This window comes from Georgenia satyanarayanai (genome assembly GCF_023715365.1).
Classification (GTDB): domain Bacteria; phylum Actinomycetota; class Actinomycetes; order Actinomycetales; family Actinomycetaceae; genus Oceanitalea; species Oceanitalea satyanarayanai_B.
In genome coordinates this window covers 124992-140909 of the sequence record NZ_JAMBNZ010000002.1, presented here as the reverse complement: position 1 = coordinate 140909, position 15918 = coordinate 124992, and the positions used below count along the sequence as shown (strand labels likewise).

The 15918-nt window shown below is 72.6% G+C and carries 15 protein-coding genes; 8 read left to right on the top strand and 7 right to left on the bottom strand.

The features are described from left to right. Position 1 precedes the first annotated feature (1 nt). Both M3148_RS02890 and M3148_RS02885 read right to left on the bottom strand, forming a co-directional pair. Positions 2–1069, bottom strand: coding sequence for a mechanosensitive ion channel family protein (locus tag M3148_RS02890; protein WP_251303141.1), 1068 nt, complete (start codon positions 1067–1069; stop codon positions 2–4). Between the two features lie 27 nt (positions 1070–1096). Further along, positions 1097–1399: a YciI family protein gene (locus M3148_RS02885; protein WP_251303140.1), complete on the bottom strand. Its 303-nt coding sequence runs from the start codon at positions 1397–1399 to the stop codon at positions 1097–1099. Between the two features lie 100 nt (positions 1400–1499). Here M3148_RS02885 and M3148_RS02880 point away from each other — a divergent pair, with 100 nt between their 5' ends. The 6 genes from M3148_RS02880 to M3148_RS02855 are packed head-to-tail and all read left to right on the top strand — an operon-like array spanning position 1500 to position 8277. Further along, positions 1500–2654, top strand: coding sequence for an ROK family transcriptional regulator (locus M3148_RS02880; RefSeq protein ID WP_251303139.1), 1155 nt, complete (start codon positions 1500–1502; stop codon positions 2652–2654). A 34-nt stretch (positions 2655–2688) separates the two neighbouring features. Further along, positions 2689–4011: an extracellular solute-binding protein gene (locus M3148_RS02875; protein ID WP_251303138.1), complete on the top strand. Its 1323-nt coding sequence runs from the start codon at positions 2689–2691 to the stop codon at positions 4009–4011. A 57-nt stretch (positions 4012–4068) separates the two neighbouring features. After that, a complete protein-coding gene (locus tag M3148_RS02870; protein ID WP_251303137.1) occupies positions 4069–4995 on the top strand; it encodes a carbohydrate ABC transporter permease in 927 nt (308 codons plus the stop codon). Further along, entirely contained in the window at positions 4992–5894 is a 903-nt protein-coding gene (locus M3148_RS02865; RefSeq protein ID WP_440136887.1) for a carbohydrate ABC transporter permease, read from the top strand. The genes M3148_RS02870 and M3148_RS02865 overlap by 4 nt, the downstream gene beginning before the upstream one ends. Beyond that, the gene (gene nagZ, locus M3148_RS02860) at positions 5891–7360 is read left to right on the top strand and encodes a beta-N-acetylhexosaminidase (RefSeq protein ID WP_251303136.1); all 1470 of its coding nucleotides are present in this window, start codon (positions 5891–5893) and stop codon (positions 7358–7360) included. The genes M3148_RS02865 and nagZ overlap by 4 nt, the downstream gene beginning before the upstream one ends. Then, positions 7357–8277: an ROK family protein gene (locus M3148_RS02855; RefSeq protein ID WP_251303135.1), complete on the top strand. Its 921-nt coding sequence runs from the start codon at positions 7357–7359 to the stop codon at positions 8275–8277. The genes nagZ and M3148_RS02855 overlap by 4 nt, the downstream gene beginning before the upstream one ends. Positions 8278–8284: 7 nt before the next feature. Here M3148_RS02855 and M3148_RS02850 read toward each other — a convergent pair whose 3' ends face one another. Continuing rightward, on the bottom strand, positions 8285–8809 hold the full coding sequence (locus tag M3148_RS02850; protein WP_251303134.1) for a DUF779 domain-containing protein: 525 nt from the start codon (positions 8807–8809) through the stop codon (positions 8285–8287). Positions 8810–8866: 57 nt separating this feature from the next. After that, the gene (exaC, locus tag M3148_RS02845; RefSeq protein WP_285882946.1) at positions 8867–10432 is read right to left on the bottom strand and encodes an acetaldehyde dehydrogenase ExaC; all 1566 of its coding nucleotides are present in this window, start codon (positions 10430–10432) and stop codon (positions 8867–8869) included. Positions 10433–10591: 159 nt separating this feature from the next. On the opposite strand from exaC, the gene M3148_RS02840 reads away from it, so the two are divergent. Beyond that, on the top strand, positions 10592–11287 hold the full coding sequence (locus M3148_RS02840; protein WP_251303133.1) for a DUF5701 family protein: 696 nt from the start codon (positions 10592–10594) through the stop codon (positions 11285–11287). Between the two features lie 155 nt (positions 11288–11442). On the opposite strand, the gene arfB is transcribed toward M3148_RS02840, so the two are convergent. Beyond that, a complete protein-coding gene (gene arfB / locus M3148_RS02835) occupies positions 11443–11868 on the bottom strand; it encodes an alternative ribosome rescue aminoacyl-tRNA hydrolase ArfB (protein ID WP_251303132.1) in 426 nt (141 codons plus the stop codon). Positions 11869–11969: 101 nt separating this feature from the next. On the opposite strand from arfB, the gene pepN reads away from it, so the two are divergent. Continuing rightward, positions 11970–14600 carry an aminopeptidase N gene (pepN, locus tag M3148_RS02830; RefSeq protein WP_251303131.1) on the top strand — a complete coding sequence of 877 codons (2631 nt, stop codon included), beginning with the start codon at positions 11970–11972 and terminating at the stop codon, positions 14598–14600. On the opposite strand, the gene M3148_RS02825 is transcribed toward pepN, so the two are convergent. Both M3148_RS02825 and M3148_RS02820 read right to left on the bottom strand, forming a co-directional pair. Beyond that, positions 14597–15361 carry an SCO1664 family protein gene (locus M3148_RS02825; protein ID WP_251303130.1) on the bottom strand — a complete coding sequence of 255 codons (765 nt, stop codon included), beginning with the start codon at positions 15359–15361 and terminating at the stop codon, positions 14597–14599. The two genes, pepN and M3148_RS02825, sit on opposite strands and share 4 nt — an antisense overlap. Then, on the bottom strand, positions 15358–15918 hold the full coding sequence (locus M3148_RS02820; RefSeq protein WP_440136886.1) for a DUF3090 domain-containing protein: 561 nt from the start codon (positions 15916–15918) through the stop codon (positions 15358–15360). The genes M3148_RS02825 and M3148_RS02820 overlap by 4 nt, the downstream gene beginning before the upstream one ends.

Genomic DNA, 15918 nt, shown 5'->3' with positions numbered 1-15918 from the left:
CCTAGCCGTCGCTGGGCTCCGCCGGGCCCCGGACGGGGGAGGGGGACAGGGACACCCGCTGGAGGGGCAGGGCGTCGGGGTCGTTCTCCCGCAGCCACCCGACAAGGTGCTCCCGGACGTCGCAGCGCAGGGTGAAGTCGTCGGCGGTGTTCGCGGTCGTGACGAGCGCGCGGACGGTGACGTGGCCGCCGGTGGAGTCCGTGACGACGAGCGACCTCGCCCGCCCGTCCCAGGCGGGGTGCTGGGCGACGTACCGCTCGAGCTCCGCGCGCATCGCCGCGACGTCCACCCGCCAGTCGAGCTCGAAGTTCACGACGCCGGTGACCGTGTCACCGGTCCGGCTCCAGTTGATGAAGGGCTGAGAGGTGAAGTAGGTCGAGGGCAGCACCTTGTGCCGCTCGTCCCAGATGCTCACGACGACGTAGGACAGCGTGATGTCCTCGACCGTGCTGTACGTGCCGTCGACCTCGACGATGTCCCCGATCCGCACGGCGTCGGTGAAGGCGATTTGCAGCCCGGCGAAGAGGTTGCCGAGGCTGCTCTGCGCCGCGATGCCGACGACGACGCTGAGGAGGCCGGCGGAGGCGAGGATGGTCGCTCCCACCTGCTCGACGCCGGGGAACGTCATGAGGACCATCGCGACGCCGAGGACGACGAAGGCGGCGTTGACGAGGCGCTGGATGAGCAGCATCTGGGTACGCGTGCGCCTGCGGTCGCGGTCGTCCTCCTTGCGCGCGACGACGCGCCGCTGGGTGTGCTCGAGCCAGGCGACGACGATGGTCGCGGCGAACCACACCGCCGAGGCGATGGTGAGCACGAGGAGGACGTGCAGGCCGACGTCCCGCACCGAGCCGCGCTCGGCGGTCGCCGCGAAGGAGATCCGCAGGGAGATCGCCAGGAGCAGCGCCGCAAGCGGCCGGCGCACCCGCCGCCATCCCTGGCGCAGGCCGGGTACCCGCGCCCGGTACCGGTTGATCACCCGGTCGACGACGAGCATGACGACGATGACGACGGCGGCTGCCGCGGCGACGGCGACGACCCACCTGAGGAACGGCCAGAACTCATCCATGGTCTAGGCCTAACAGATGCGGTGCCCCTACTGCGAGGCGTGCTCGGCGAAGGGACCCATGATCGGGTTCCACGGCCGCACGGTGCGCTGGGTGATGAGGTGCGCCTTGAGGAAGGGGTCGTCGTCCAGGAGGCGCTGGGCGCCCTCGACGTCCGGCGCGACGACGAGGAGCAGCGCGCCGGGGGCGGCGTTGTCCAGCCAGGGCCCGGACGCGAGGAGGGATCCTTCGTCCAGCAGTCCCTGGAGGAACTCCCGGTGGGTGGGCCGCACGGCCGCCAGATCGTCGGTGCGGTTGGTGTCGTAGGTGTACTCGACGGCGAAGGCGCTCATCACCCGAGCCTAGTGGCCGGCCGTGCGGCCTGCCCCGGCACCGGGAAGTGCGCGGACCAAGCCGTTGACAGGCGATAGTACGTACGGTTAACTAACAAACATGTCACGGACGACACGCACCATGCCGCCGGCGGTCCCGACCTGGGGACGCACCATCGACCGCGGCACCAAGGCACTGCCGAGCCAGGCGCGTGAGCACAACCGTTCCCTGGTCCTGCAGACCCTCGCCGTCCACGGCACCCTGAGCCGCGCGGACATCGCCCGGGAGACCGGACTGACGCGCGTCACCGTCTCGGACCTCGTCGCGGAGCTCATCGAGGGCGCCCTCGTCATCGAGCGTGGTCAGCGGACGGGCTCCAGGCCGGGGAAGCCCGCCACCCTGCTGGAGATCGACAAGGACGCCCAGCACATCGTCGGGGTCGACCTGTCCGACCTCACGACGTTCCGCTCGTGCGTCGTCGACCTCGAGGGCACGGTGCTGACGACGCACGAGCTCGCGACCGACGGCGCCACCGGCCCCGAGGCGGTGCGGCTGGCCGCCGAGGTCACCACCCTGGCGGTGCGTGCTGCCACCGCCCCGCTGCTCGGGGTCGGCGTCGGTACCCCCGGCATCGTGGACTCGCGGGGCACCGTGCTCACGGCCCCGAACCTCGGCTGGAGCGACCTGCCGCTGCAGCGGCTCCTCGCCGACGAGCTCCTCGTCCCCGTCCACGTCGCCAACGACGCGAACGCCGCCGTCATGGCCGAGCGAAGGTTCGGGGAGGGGTCGGGCGACCTCCTCCTCATCCGGGTCGGTGGTGGTGTCGGCGCCGGCATCCTCGTCGACGGCGTGCCACGACTCGGTGCCCACTCCGCCGCCGGCGAGATCGGGCACGTCGTCGTGGGCACCGACGGCGGCCCGCCGTGCGCCTGCGGGAAGGCCGGGTGCCTCGAGGCGTGGCTCTCGGTGCCCAGCCTGCGCCGCGTCCTCGCCGGCACCGCCGACCGCGAGCGCGTGCTCGAGGAGGCCGGACGCCGGCTCGGGATCGCGATGGCACCGGTCGTCGGCACCTTGGACGTCTCCGAGATCGCCATCAGCGGCCCGGCGGACCTCCTCGACGGTCCGCTCATCGACGCGGCGGTCCGCACCCTGCGGGAGCGGATGCTCGCCGCCTCCCACGACGCCCTGCGAGTACGGCTCGCCTCACTGTCGGAGGACATCGTCCTGCGCGGATCGGCCGCGATCGTGCTCGCGGCCGAGCTCGGGATCTCTTGACCGCTCCACCCTCCCATCCATGAAAGGTCACACGATGCGACGAAGGATCATCAAGACGACCGCGGTGCTCACCACCGCGCTCGTCCTCGCTGCCTGCGGCGGGGGCACCGACACCGGTACCGGTACCGCTACCGACACCGGTACTGACGGCGCGACCGGCGGTGAGGACCAGACCCTGACCCTGTGGCTCATGGGCGGTGACACGCCGGACGAGCTGCGCGAGTACCTCAAAGACACTTTCGCCGAGGAGACCGGCGCCGAGCTCGTCATCGAGGAGCAGGACTGGGCGGACGCCGTCACCAAGCTCACCACCGCGCTGCCCGACGCCAGCACCACCCCCGACGTCACCGAGATCGGTAACACCTGGGCATCGACCTTCACCGGGGTAGGCGCCTTCAGCGACCTGAGTGACGTCTACGAGGAGCTCGGCGGCGACGACCTGCTCCCGTCCTTTGTCGCTGCCGGCGACCTCGACGGCGCGCACTACGCGCTGCCGTACTACTTCGGCTCGCGCCTCATCTGGTACCGCAAGGACGTCTGGCAGGAGGCCGGCCTCGAGGTCCCCACGACCCTCGCGGAGTTCAACAGCGCGGTGGCGGAGCTGCGGACCGACGACCAGTCGGGCTTCTACATCGGCGGTGAGGACTGGCGCAACGGGATCTCGTGGATCTTCGCCAACGGCGGGGAGATCGCCGTCCAGGAGGGCGACGAGTGGGTCTCCGCGCTCTCCAGCCCCGCCACCCAGGAGGGCCTCGCCCAGTTCCAGGAGCTCTTCACCCAGGCGTCGAACGCACCCGTCACCGAGGCCGACTCGACCCCGTGGGTCAACATCATCGACAACGACACCGGCGCGCCCGAGGCGGCGACCATCATCGCGCCCGGATGGGCGTACTGGTCGATCGGGCTCCCCAGCGAGGAGGACCCGGACACGCTCGTGTGGGACGACGAGACCTTCGGTGTCTTCGCCCTGCCCGGCGTCGAGGAGGGCACCGTCGCGCCCGTCTTCGCCGGCGGGTCCAACATCGCGATCTCTGCGGCCAGTGAGAAGCAGGACCTCGCGCGTGACCTCCTGCGCATCATCTTCTCCGAGGAGTACCAGACCATGCTCGCCACCAACGGTCTCGGTCCGGCCAACGCCGAGCAGCTCGACGCCTTCGTCGAGCTCAACCCGACGGTGAACGAGCCCGCGGCCGAGGCTGCCCTGGGGTCCAAGCTCACCCCGGCCGCACCGGGCTGGGCCGCGGTCGAGGGGGCCACCGTCCTGGAGGAGTTCTTCGGCAAGGTCGCGGCGGGCGGAGACATCGCCCAGCTCGCCGCCGAGTACGACGAGCAGCTCAACTCCCTGCTCAACAACTGACAGGTCGCGCCGGTGGGGGCCTCGTGCCCCCACCGGCGCACCGACGAAGGAGTCATGATGTCAGCGGTCCCCTCCGCACCTGCGCGCCCCCGCAGGGGGCGTCGCCGTTCCCTGCCCCAGGTCCTGCTCGTGCCTGCCGTCGTGCTCCTGCTCGTGGGGACGGGCTACCCGATCGTCTGGCAGCTGATCACGTCCTTCCGCGAGTTCGGCATGGCCCAGCAGTTCGGCCAGCCGGCTCCGTTCGTCGGCCTGGCGAACTATGTCGCGATCTTCCAGGACTCGGCACTCTGGGGCGTGGTCCTACGCTCCGTCGCCTTCGCCGTCATCACCGCCTTCCTCACTCTTGTCGTGGGAGCCCTCGTCGCACTGCTCATGCGGGCAACGTGGTCCTGGGTCCGCATCACGCTGCAGGTGAGCCTGCTCCTCGCCTGGGCCATGCCCGTCGTCGCGGCGATGACGGTGTGGATCTGGCTCTTCGACCGGCGCAGGGGCGTGGTGAACTGGGTGCTCGAAGGTGTCGGCCTCACGCAGTTCCACCGCTTCGACTGGCTGGCCGAACCCATGACGTTCTTCATGGTCGCGAGCATCGTCGTCATCTGGATGTCCGTGCCGTTCGTCGCGCTGTCCGTCTACGCGGGACTCACGCAGGTCTCCACCGAGGTCATCGAGGCGAGCCAGCTCGACGGGGCGAGCGGGGCACAGCGTTTCCGCTACATCCTGCTCCCGATGATCCGCCCGGTCGTGGCGATCGTGCTGCTCCTCCAGCTCGTCTGGGACCTGCGGGTGTTCACCCAGATCCGGCTGCTGCAGGACGCCGGTTCGGCAGCCGGCCGTTTCGACCTCGTCGGCACCGCGATCCACAAGCTCGGCACCGGCTCCGGAGACTTCGGGATGGCCGCCGCGCTGTCGGTGTTCGTCCTGCTCATCACCGTGGCGCTCAGCGCCCACTACGTGCGCATGCTGCTCAAGGAGGACGCGTCGTGACCCTCACCGAGACCGGACCGAACGTGAAGGTCGTTCCCGGGGCCGTCCTGCCGCGCGCGCGCCCCCGTCGTCGCCCGGGTCGGCTCGTCCCGAGCCTCGTCGGCCTCCTCGTCGCGGCCCTGTGGTTCTTCCCGGTCTACTGGATGTGGAACTCGGCGCTGCTGCCCAACCGGCGGCTGCAGAGCTTTACTCCCAACTTCCTGCCCACGGGTGGCAGCCTCGACAACTTCCGCGCCGTGCTCGGCAAGGGCAGCTTCCTGCCGGCGCTGTGGATGAGCCTGTCCGTCACCCTGCTCGCCGTCACGGTGTGTCTCTTGTTCGCCTTCCTGGCCGCGCTGGCGATCTCTCGCTACCGGTTCCGCGGGCGCACGAGCTTCGTCGTCGCGGTGCTGCTCGTCCAGATGCTCCCGGCGGAAGGTCTGTTCATCGCGCAGTACAAGCTCATGCAGGGCATCGGGGGCCTGGAGAGCATCTGGGGCGTCAGCCTGCTGTACGCGGCCCTCGTCGTGCCCTTCACCGTGTGGATGCTGCGCGGGTTCGTCGCCGGCGTCCCGGTGGACCTGGAGGAGGCCGGCATGGTGGACGGTCTCAGCCGCACCGGGGCGTTCTTCCGGATCACCTTCCCGCTGCTGGCGCCGGGGCTCGTCGCCTCGGGGGTGTACGCCTTTCTCCAGTGCTGGAACGAGTTCACCATCGCCCTGGTGATCCTCCAGCGGGAGGAGAACAAGACGCTGCCCCTGTGGTTGCGCAGCTTCGTGCAGGCCAGCGCCACCCGGGAGATCGACTGGGGTCAGGTGATGGCGGCGTCCTCGCTCGTCGCGGTCCCGGTGATCATCTTCTTCCTCCTCGTCCAGGGCCGGATGACCTCGGGTCTCGTCAGCGGGGCGGTCAAGGGATGACGACGAGCAGTACGGCGCTGCGCAGGGCGGCGCTCGGGACGGTCATGCCCGGCTTCGCGGGGGACTCGGTCCCCGACTGGCTCGTCGGCCTCCTCGGCGAAGGTCTCGGCGGGGTGTGCCTGTTCGCCTCGAACATCACCTCCTCGGGCGGCGTCCGCGCGCTCACGGCACAGCTTCGCGACGCCGGCCCCGACGTCGTCATCGCCGTCGACGAGGAGGGCGGGGACGTCACCCGGCTGTGGCACCACGCCGGCGGCTCGGCGCAGCCCGGCAACGCCGTGCTCGGACGCCTCGACGACGAGGAGGTCACGGCCTGCGCCGCCCGCACTCTCGCGACCGAGCTGCGGGCCGTCGGCGTCACGGTGACCTTCGGGCCCGTCGCGGACGTCAACTCCAACCCCGACAACCCGGTCATCGGCACTCGTAGCTTCGGTACCGAGCCGGATCTCGTGGCCCGTCACGTGGCCACCTGGGTCCGAGCGCTGCAGGAAGGCGGGGTCGCTGCCTGCACCAAGCACTTCCCGGGACACGGCGACACCGCCACCGACTCCCACCTCACGCTGCCGGTCGTCGACCGGTCGGCCGCAGAGCTGACCACCCGCGAGCTCCTCCCTTTCGCCGCCGCCGTCCGTGCCGGCGTCGAGGCCGTGATGACCTCCCACATCCTGCTGCCGCGCATCGACCCGCACGCACCTGCCACGATGTCCGCCCCCGTCATCGACGGGCTGCTGCGTACGGACCTCGGCTTCGAGGGCGTCGTCGTCACCGACGCGCTGGACATGGCCGGAGCCAGCGGACGGCTCGGCATGGCCGGTGCGGCCGTCGCCGCCCTCGCTGCCGGTGCGGACCTCCTGTGCCTGGGTGCGGAGAACACCGCGGCGGAGGTCGAGGAGATCGTCGACGCCGTCACCGCGGCGGTGCGGGAGGGCAGGCTGTCCGAGGAGCGGCTGTCGGCGGCCTGCCGGCGCAACCGCGGCCTCGCGGGCCGGTACCCGGCTCCTGCCGACCTGACCGAGCCGGCCCGCTCGGGCGCGGTCGTCCCCACGGCGCGGATCGCCGCGACCTTCGAGTTGTCCTCACGCGCCCGCGACCTGCTCGCCCGCTCGGGACGCGTCCTGCTCGTCCGTCTCGACAGCGTCCCGAACATCGCCGTCGGCCCGGGGCGCTGGGGGCCCTTCGAGCTGGTCCCCGCATCGCAGGTGCTGACGGCGGAAGGCGCGCTGGAAGCCGCCCGGACGTCACTGGCGCCCGAGGACGTGCTCGTCGTCGTCGGACGCGACAACCACCTGCATCCGAGCTCCCGGGAAATGATCGACACGCTGCGGTCGGCGCACGCGGCCACCCTCGTCGTCGACATGGGCTGGGCGCGGGCGGACGCCGGTCTCGCGGACGTCGCGACCTACGGTGCCTCACCGGCCGTCGGTCGGGCGCTGCTCGAGCTGCTCAAGGCCGGTGGACCGGCATGAGGGTCGGGATCGACATCGGCGGCACCACCACCGCGGCCGTCCTCCTCCGGGACGACGACTCCGCAGCGGCCCGCGTGAGCCTCCCCTCGGGCCACGGGCCGACCGCGGTGCTCGACGTGGCCGTCGCGGCCGTCGCCGAGCTGTGCGCGGTCGTCGGGCTCCAGGCAGTCACGGCCGTCGGTGTCGGCGTGCCGGGCACGGTGGACGTCGAGCTCGGACGCCTGCACAACGCCGTCAACCTCGGCGTTGCCGAGCTCGACCTGGCACCTCGGCTGAGCCAGCGTCTCGGGGTGCCCGTGCGCCTGGAGAACGACGTCAACGCCGCTGCGGTCGGCGCCCACCACGCACTGGCGAGGGCCGGGACGAGACCCGACTCGATGGCGTACCTCAACCTCGGCACCGGGTTGGCCTGCGGCGTCGTGCTCGACGGGCAGCTGTGGCGCGGGGCCACGGGCGCCGCCGGGGAGATCGGCCACGTGCCGGTCGACCCCGCCGGCCCGTGGTGCACCTGCGGCCAGCGCGGCTGCCTCGAGACGCTCTGCTCGGGCGGGGCGATCGCCCGGCTGTGGCCCGCACCGGACCAGCCCCCGCCCGCCTCGCTCTTTGCCGCCGCGGCGGCCGGGGATCCCGCGGCGATGGCCGTGCGGGACGGGGTGGTCCGCGGCGTCGCCGCCGCTGTCCGGCTCATCGCACTGTCGCTCGACGTCCAGGTCGTCACCCTGGGCGGAGGCGTGAGCAACGTCGGCGGCCCGCTGCTCACGGGGGTCCGGGCCGCACTGACGGCCCTGGCCACGACCTCACCCTTCCTCGCGTCGCTCGGCCTGCCCGCCCGCGTCGTGCTCCTCGACCGCCCGGGGGAGGCGGGCGCGCTCGGCGCCGCGCTGCTCGCCGGCCGGCTCGACCGGGCGCGGGCCTGAGGGGCGCTCAGGCCCCCGGGATGGCGCAGGCGTCGGCGACCTCGGAGACGACCTGCGGGTGGGTGGCGGCGGGCGGCCGGGAGCCGGCCTCCCAGTCCGCGCCGGTCAGGACCGGCTGGTCCACCAGGGCGCGGAGCTCGGGCGCGTTGAACACGCGCGAGCGGGTGAGGAAGCGGACGCCGTGGGGCCCCTCGACGCTGAAGCCGGCGCCGCGGCCAGGCACGACGTCCAGGACGAGCTGGGTGTGCTGCCACGCGACGAACTGCTGCGGGGAGATCCACACGGGCACGCCGTCGGCGTCCGAGGGCGCGTCCGGCAGCACCTGCCCGGTGAACAGGCGCAGGTCGAGCACGCCGAGGAGCACCTCACGGTCCCCGACGAGGAACTCCCCCTGCGGGTAGCACATGGGGGAGGAGCCGTCGCAGCAGCCGCCCGACTGGTGCATCATCAGCGGGCCGTGCTCCTGGCGCAGGCGGTCGAGCAGCTCAGCGGCGGCGGGCAGCGCCACCACCCGCGGCACGGTCACGTCCATCGGTGCTCCTTCCCGGTGGGTGGCCGGGGCCGCCGCGCGGCGGCCCCGGCCGGCGGTCTAGAAAAAGCCCTGCGCACCGGCCGCGTAGGACACGAGCAGGTTCTTCGTCTGCTGGTAGTGCTCGAGCATCATGAGGTGGTTCTCCCGCCCGATGCCCGACTGCTTGTAGCCGCCGAAGGCCGCGTGCGCCGGGTACTGGTGGTAGGTGTTCGTCCACACCCGGCCCGCCTGGATCGCGCGGCCCGCCCGGTACATCGTGTCCGCGTTGCGGCTCCACACGCCGGCGCCCAGGCCGTAGAGGGTGTCGTTGGCGATCTCGATCGCGTCGTCGAAGTCCGTGAACGTCGTCACCGACAGGACGGGCCCGAAGATCTCCTCCTGGAAGACGCGCATCTTGTTGTGGCCCTTGAAGACGGTCGGCTGGATGTAGAAGCCGCCGTCAAGGCCCTCGACGGTGTCGACGTCGCCACCGATGAGCACCTCGGCGCCCTCCTGACGGCCGATGTCGAGGTAGCTGCGGATCTTCTCGTACTGGTCGGAGGAGGCCTGCGCGCCGACCATCGTCGTCGGGTCCAGCGGGTGGCCGCGCTTGACCGCCTGGACGCGGGGAAGCGCCCGGGCCATGAACTCGTCGTAGATCGACTCGTGGATGAGGGCGCGGGAGGGGCAGGTGCACACCTCCCCCTGGTTGAGGGCGAACATCGTGAAGCCCTCGAGCGCCTTGTCGAGGTACTCGTCGTCGGCGGCCATGACGTCGGGGAAGAAGACGTTGGGGGACTTGCCGCCCAGCTCGAGGGTGACCGGGATGATGTTCTGGGTGGCGTACTGCATGATGAGGCGCCCGGTGGTCGTCTCGCCGGTGAAGGCGATCTTCGCGATGCGCGGGTTGGACGCGAGCGGCTTGCCGGCCTCGAGGCCGAAGCCGTTGACGATGTTGAGGACGCCGTCGGGCAGCAGGTCCCCGATGAGGGTCATGAGGTAGAGGATCGAGGCGGGCGTCTGCTCGGCCGGCTTGAGGACGACGGCGTTGCCGGCCGCGAGCGCCGGCGCGAGCTTCCACGTGGCCATGAGGATGGGGAAGTTCCACGGGATGATCTGCCCGACGACGCCGAGCGGCTCGTGGAAGTGGTAGGCGACGGTGTCCTCGTTCAGCTGGGAGATCCCGCCCTGCTGGGCCCGAAGAGCGCCGGCGAAGTAGCGGAAGTGGTCGATCGCGAGCGGGATGTCCGCGTTGAGCGTCTCGCGGACCGGCTTGCCGTTCTCCCACGTCTCGGCGACGGCGAGCTTCTCGAGGTTCGCCTCCAAGCGGTCGGCGATGCGGTGCAGCACGAGGGCGCGCTCGGCGACCGAGGTGCGGCCCCAGCCCGGGGCGGCGGCGTGCGCGGCATCCAGCGCGAGCTCGATGTCCTCGGCGGTGCTGCGGGCCACCTCCGTGAAGGTCCTGCCGTCCACGGGGCTGGGGTTGGCGAAGTACTGGCCCTTGACCGGTGGCACCCACTGGCCACCGATGTAGTTGTCGTAGCGCTTCTCGTAGGTCATCACCGCGCCGTCGGTGCCGGGTGCGGCGTAGACGGCGGACTGCGGGGCCGCGGTGTCCTGGGGGGTGTCGGTCTCGATGGTCATGAACGAGTACTCCCTCGTGTCTCGATCTGCCGGAGGTAGCCGGAGGCGGCTCCACGTTGAGCCGCCCGCCTCGACGATATGTCGCGGATCACGTCCTGGGAAGAGGCGGGGACTTCCCGGCGTTGAGCCTGCTGCCCGCCACCCCAGGAGGACACCGCCATGCCTCAGCAGACCGTCACCCACCCCGCCGACCTGCCCACCGTCGTCGCCGGCCCGTCGGCCGCCGCCACCGCCTTCGACCCCGCCGCGACGCCCGAGGAGGAGCTCGAGCGCCAGGTCCGTGCCTACGTCGAGCTCGGCTTCCCTGCGCTCCTCGGCACCGACGAGGCCGGCCTGCGCGCCCTCGTCGAGCCGCTGCGCACGGAGCTGCCACCCGCCGGTGCGCCGACGTCCGTGGCGCCCGAGGACCAGGTTCCCCTCGTCCTCGTGCTCACCCTCGAGCGGCCCGGCGACGCGGTCCCGGCCATGCGCCTCGGCCGTCGCAGCGGCGTCAGCGTCATCGACGACGACGAGCTCGCCACCTACCGCCCGGTGGTCGACGTCCCCGAGCGGCCGGCCTACCTCCTGCGCGACGTCGACACCGGCTCCCGCTTCCTCAGCGTGACGCCGGAGGACGCGGTGGCCGCCATCCGCGCCGAGGGCCGTCGCCCGCTCACCGTCGCCGAGGGGCTCGCGCTCGTCGTCCTGCGCCCGGACATGCTGCGTCCGGGCCGCTGCTTCTCCCTCGCCGGCTCCCGCACCGGCACGAACCAGCGTGTGCCGGCCGTGTGGATCTCCGAGCGCCGGCCCAAGCTCGGCTGGTGCTGGGACCGCAACCCGCACACGTGGCTGGGAACCGCCTCAACCCCATCCTGACCACCCCGGCCCCCGCCCACCGTCCCACCCCTTTCACGTCGCGTACGCACATCCGGTGATGAGCAAGCGCTTCCCCGGCGCCGCTGGTGACCGGATGTGCGTATTCGCGGGGGCCGGGAGCCCCTGGAGGCCCGGGCTCTCCGGGCGGGGGCGGGTCAGTCCGACGGGCGTCGGCGCAGCGCCTTGGTCTGGCTGCGCCGGGTCTTGGCCTCGACGCGGCGACGCTGGGCGCCGCGGGAGGGCTTCGTCGGCCGGCGCTTCGGCGGCGGGGGAGCCAGCGCCTCGCGCAGGACCTGCGCGAGGCGCTCCGCGGCGGCCTCGCGGTTGCGCAGCTGGGAGCGGTGCTCGCTCGCGGACACGGTGAGCCGTCCGTCCACCAGCCGCCCGGCGAGCGCCGCGAGCACGCGGGCGCGCTGGTGCTCGCTCAGCGCGGACGTCGCGGCGAGGTCGACGCTCAGCTCGGCCCGGGAGTCGGTCGTGTTGACGCTCTGCCCACCGGGGCCCGAGGACCTGGAGAAGCGCCACTGCAGCTCCTCCTCACGCAGCGTGACGGAGGACGTCACGAGCAGGTCACCGGCCATGTCCCCAGCCTCTCACCCCCACCCATCCACCTGCGCAAGGGGGGCGGGGAGGGAGGTCGCCGCGTGGCCCCGGCCCGCCCCGGCGTGCTTTGCTCCTCCCCGTGAGCAACCTGACCCGGACCGAGACCCGTCGGCGCGCCGAGCAGCTGACCCTCCACGCCCTCACCGTCGAGCTGGACCTGCGTGCCGCCCGCCACCGGGACGTCGCGAGCTTCCCGACGACGACGACCCTGCGGCTGTCGAGCACCTCGACCACGACGTGGCTGGACTTCCTGGGCCCGCGCGTGCACGCCGTCGTCGTCGACGGGCAGGAGCAGGTGGTGCGGGTGGCCGACGGGCGCGTCGCCGTCGAGGGGCTGCGGACGGACGGGGAGTCGACCGTCGTCGTGCGCGGCGAGGCCGCGTACTCGCGCACGGGGGAGGGGATGCACCGCTTCGTCGACCCCGTCGACGGCGAGACCTACCTCTACACGCAGTACGAGCCGGCCGACGCTCGCCGGGTCTTCGCCTGCACCGAGCAGCCCGACCTCAAGGCACCCTCCACCTTCGTCGTCACCGCGCCGGCAGAGTGGCAGGTGCTGTCCAACTCGGTGGCGGAGTCGGTCGTCGACGGCGAGGACGGCTCGCGCACGTGGACCTTCGCCCCCACCCCGCCGCTGTCGACGTACATCACCGCCGTCGTCGCCGGGCCCTACCACCGCGCGGAGGGGCACTGGTCCCGCGAGCTGGCCGACGGGAGCACCCTCGACGTCCCGCTCGGCCTGTGGTGCCGCGCGTCGCTGGCGCCCTACCTCGATGCCGAGGAGTTCCTCGAGGTCACCCGCCAGGGCCTGGACCTCTTCCACGACGCCTTCGACTACCCCTACCCGTGGGGCAAGTACGACCAGGTCCTCGTGCCCGAGTACAACCTCGGCGCGATGGAGAACCCCGGCCTGGTGACCTTCACCGAGAAGTACCTCTTCCGTTCCCAGGCCACCGAGGCCCAGCGCGAGGGCCGCGCGACGACGATCCTCCACGAGATGGCGCACATGTGGTTCGGGGACCTCGCGACCATGCGCTGGTGGGACGACCTGTGGCTCAAGGAGTCCTTCGCCGACTACATGGGCACCTACGCCACGGCCACCGCCACCCGCTTCACCGGCGCGTGGACGAGCTTCGCGCTGCGCCGCAAGGCCTGGGCCTACCGGCAGGACCAGCTGCCCACGACGCACCCGGTCGTCGCCGACATCCCCGACCTCGAGGCAGCGAAGCAAAACTTCGACGGCATCACTTACGCCAAGGGCGCCTCGGTGCTCAAGCAGCTCGTCGCCTTCGTTGGTCCCGAGGCGTTCCTCGCCGGGGCGCGGACCTACTTCCGGCGGCACGAGTACGGCAGCACGACGCTGCCGGACCTGCTTGCTGCCCTGGAGGAGGCGTCGGGGCGCGACCTGTCCGCGTGGAGCGGGCAGTGGCTCCAGACGACCGGCCCCTCCACGCTCACCGCCGAGCTCGAGACGGCCGCCGGCACCGTCACCGCCCTGCGCGTGCGCCAGGACGACGACGGCGGGGTGCTGCGCGACCACCGGCTCGTCGTCGGCTGCTACTCGAGCGACGACGACGGCGCGCTCGTGCGGACCCACCGGTTCCTCACCGACGTCTCCGGTCCCGTCACGGAGCTGCCCGAGGCGGTCGGTATCCCGGTGCCGGACCTCGTCCTCGTCAACGACGACGACCTCACCTACGCCAAGGTCCGCCTCGACGAGCGGAGCACCACGACCGCGCTGCGGGCCGCCGGGACGGTCGAGGAGTCGCTGTCCCGGGCGGTGCTGTGGTCGGCGCTGTGGAACGCGACCCGCGACGGCCTGCTGCCGGCCGCGGCCTTCCTCGACGCCGTCGTGTCCCAGCTGCCGGCGGAGCGGGAGGTCGGCATCGCCCGCGACCTGCTTGCCCCCGCGGCGAGTGCCGTCGAGCACTACCTGCCCGTCTCGCAGCGTGACGGGGCGCGGGCGCTGCTCGCGGAGGAGACATACGCCCGGCTCGCGCGGCACGAGGCCGGCTCCGGGCTGCAGCTGGTCTGGGCCCGCGCCTTCGCCGACGCCGCGGCACGCGCGCCGGAGGCCGCCGGCCGGGTGCGCACGGTCCTGGCCGGTGAGGTGCCCGGGCTGCAGCTGGACCCGGAGCTGCGGTGGTCGCTGTGGCAGGCGCTCACCGCCGTCGGCACGGCCGGCCCGGACCAGCTGGACGGCGAGCTCGCCCGCGAGGACACCGCCACGACGCGGCTGGAGCACCGCGCGGCGCTGGCCGGTCGACCGGACGCCACGGTAAAGGCGGAGGCGTGGGCCTCGCTCGGGCTGCCCGCGCCCGGGCAGGACGCCGTGCTGGGGGAGAGCTCGCTGTCCAACGACGAGGTCGACGCCGTCATCGCCGGCCTGACCCAGCCGCTGCACGCGGAGCTGCTCGAGGGCTACGTCGAGCCGTACTTCGCGCTGCTGCCCCAGCTGTGGGCGGAGCGCTCCATCGAGATCGCCGAGCGCCTGGTCGAGGGTCTCTACCCCGCCTGGGTGGACGGGCCGGAAGGGCCGGTCGAGGAGCACCCGGTGGTCACGCGCACCCGTCGGTGGCTGGCCGAGCACGAGGACGCCCCCGCCGGTCTGCGCCGCTGCCTCCTCGAGCAGCTCGACGACCTCGAGCGCGCGCTGCGGGCCCGGAGCACCGCGGCCCGACCGGCCGTCGCCCAGGGCGGGCACGTCTAGAAGGGCGGCCAGGGGATCGGCGGGTACCCCTCGCGCGGGGCGGGCAGCCGGCCCGTGGCGAGGAGCCGCTCGCAGCGCGCGGCGAGGGCGGTGAGCTCCACCTCGGTGAGCAGCCCGGCGAGCGCGGCACCGAGGTCCCCGCCCAGGGCCGCGCGCACCCGGCCGACGCCGTCGGCCTCCTCGGCCTCGAGCTCGCCCCCGGCCCAGCCCCACAGCACGGTGCGGAGCTTGTGCTCCGCGTGGAAGGTGAGGCCGTGGTCCACGCCGTACCGGTGGCCGCCGGCCATCGCGAGCACGTGCCCGGCCTTGCGGTCGGCGTTGTTGGCGAGGACGTCGAAGACCGCCATCCGGCGCAGCGCGAGGGAGTCCTCGTGGAGGAGGGCGACCTCGCGGTCCTCCTCGTCGACGCCGCTCAGCACGTGGCACCAGCCCTCGCCGGGCACCTCGTCGGCAGGGACGAGCGTGACGGCGTCCTGCGCGGGGTCCGGCTCGCACCACAGCTGGGCCATCCCGGGGCCGAGCGGTCCCTCGTGCAGCCAGGTCCGGGGCACGACGTCCCACCCGAGCGCCTCGGAGAGGAGGTAGGACGCGAGCTCGCGCTGCGCCAACGTGCCGTCGGGGAAGTCCCACAGCGGCCGCTCACCGGCGACCGGCTTGTAGACGACGCTCAGCTCCCCGATGTGGCCGAGGAAGGTGGCGTTGGACGCCGTCGTGATCCGCCCGTCCAGGACGATGTCCCCGTCGGCGAGCTCGGGTGTCACTGCAGGCCGTCGGGAAGCCCGCAGACGTGCCCCTCCGGATCCATCGGCTCGCCGCACCGCGGGCACAGCGGCCGGCCCGCCTCGACGATCCCGCGCGTGCGCTGGGCAAAGGCCCGGGCCGCGCCCACGGGGATCCGCACGACGAGGACCTCCTCCGGCTCCGGGCCGAGCGGCTCGAGAGTCTGCGGGTCGACCGGCTGGGCGGGCACGGCCTCGATGACGAGCTGCGCCGTCGACGGGTCCCAGCCCAGCCCCATGATGCCGACGCGGAACTGCTCCTCGACCGGCTGGTCGAGGGCGTCGTCGTCGACCAGCTCCACGGGGGCCTCGTCGGGGACGCTGAAGCGGTTACCGTCGGTGGCCATGAGCTCGTCGAGAAGCTCGTCGATCTTCTCGGCGAGGGCGGCGGACTGCTCCTTCTCGAGGGCGACGCTCAGCAGCCGCGCGCCGGCGCGGGCCTGCAGGTAGAAGGTGCGCGAGCCGGGGCGCCCCACCGTGCCGATCACGAGCCGGTCGGGCCAGTCGAAGGTGTGGGCGGTCTGGGGCACGGGACCCAT

Coding starts and splice junctions, on each gene's coding strand:
- M3148_RS02870 (WP_251303137.1), top strand. CDS start 4,069: ATGTCAGCGGTCCCCTCCGCACCTGCGCGCCCCCGCAGGGGGCGTCGC.
- nagZ (WP_251303136.1), top strand. CDS start 5,891: ATGACGACGAGCAGTACGGCGCTGCGCAGGGCGGCGCTCGGGACGGTC.
- M3148_RS02890 (WP_251303141.1), bottom strand. CDS start 1,069: ATGGATGAGTTCTGGCCGTTCCTCAGGTGGGTCGTCGCCGTCGCCGCG.
- M3148_RS02840 (WP_251303133.1), top strand. CDS start 10,592: ATGCCTCAGCAGACCGTCACCCACCCCGCCGACCTGCCCACCGTCGTC.
- arfB (WP_251303132.1), bottom strand. CDS start 11,868: ATGGCCGGTGACCTGCTCGTGACGTCCTCCGTCACGCTGCGTGAGGAG.
- M3148_RS02880 (WP_251303139.1), top strand. CDS start 1,500: ATGTCACGGACGACACGCACCATGCCGCCGGCGGTCCCGACCTGGGGA.
- M3148_RS02885 (WP_251303140.1), bottom strand. CDS start 1,399: ATGAGCGCCTTCGCCGTCGAGTACACCTACGACACCAACCGCACCGAC.
- M3148_RS02855 (WP_251303135.1), top strand. CDS start 7,357: ATGAGGGTCGGGATCGACATCGGCGGCACCACCACCGCGGCCGTCCTC.
- M3148_RS02820 (WP_440136886.1), bottom strand. CDS start 15,918: ATGGGTCCCGTGCCCCAGACCGCCCACACCTTCGACTGGCCCGACCGG.
- M3148_RS02850 (WP_251303134.1), bottom strand. CDS start 8,809: ATGGACGTGACCGTGCCGCGGGTGGTGGCGCTGCCCGCCGCCGCTGAG.
- exaC (WP_285882946.1), bottom strand. CDS start 10,432: ATGACCATCGAGACCGACACCCCCCAGGACACCGCGGCCCCGCAGTCC.
- M3148_RS02875 (WP_251303138.1), top strand. CDS start 2,689: ATGCGACGAAGGATCATCAAGACGACCGCGGTGCTCACCACCGCGCTC.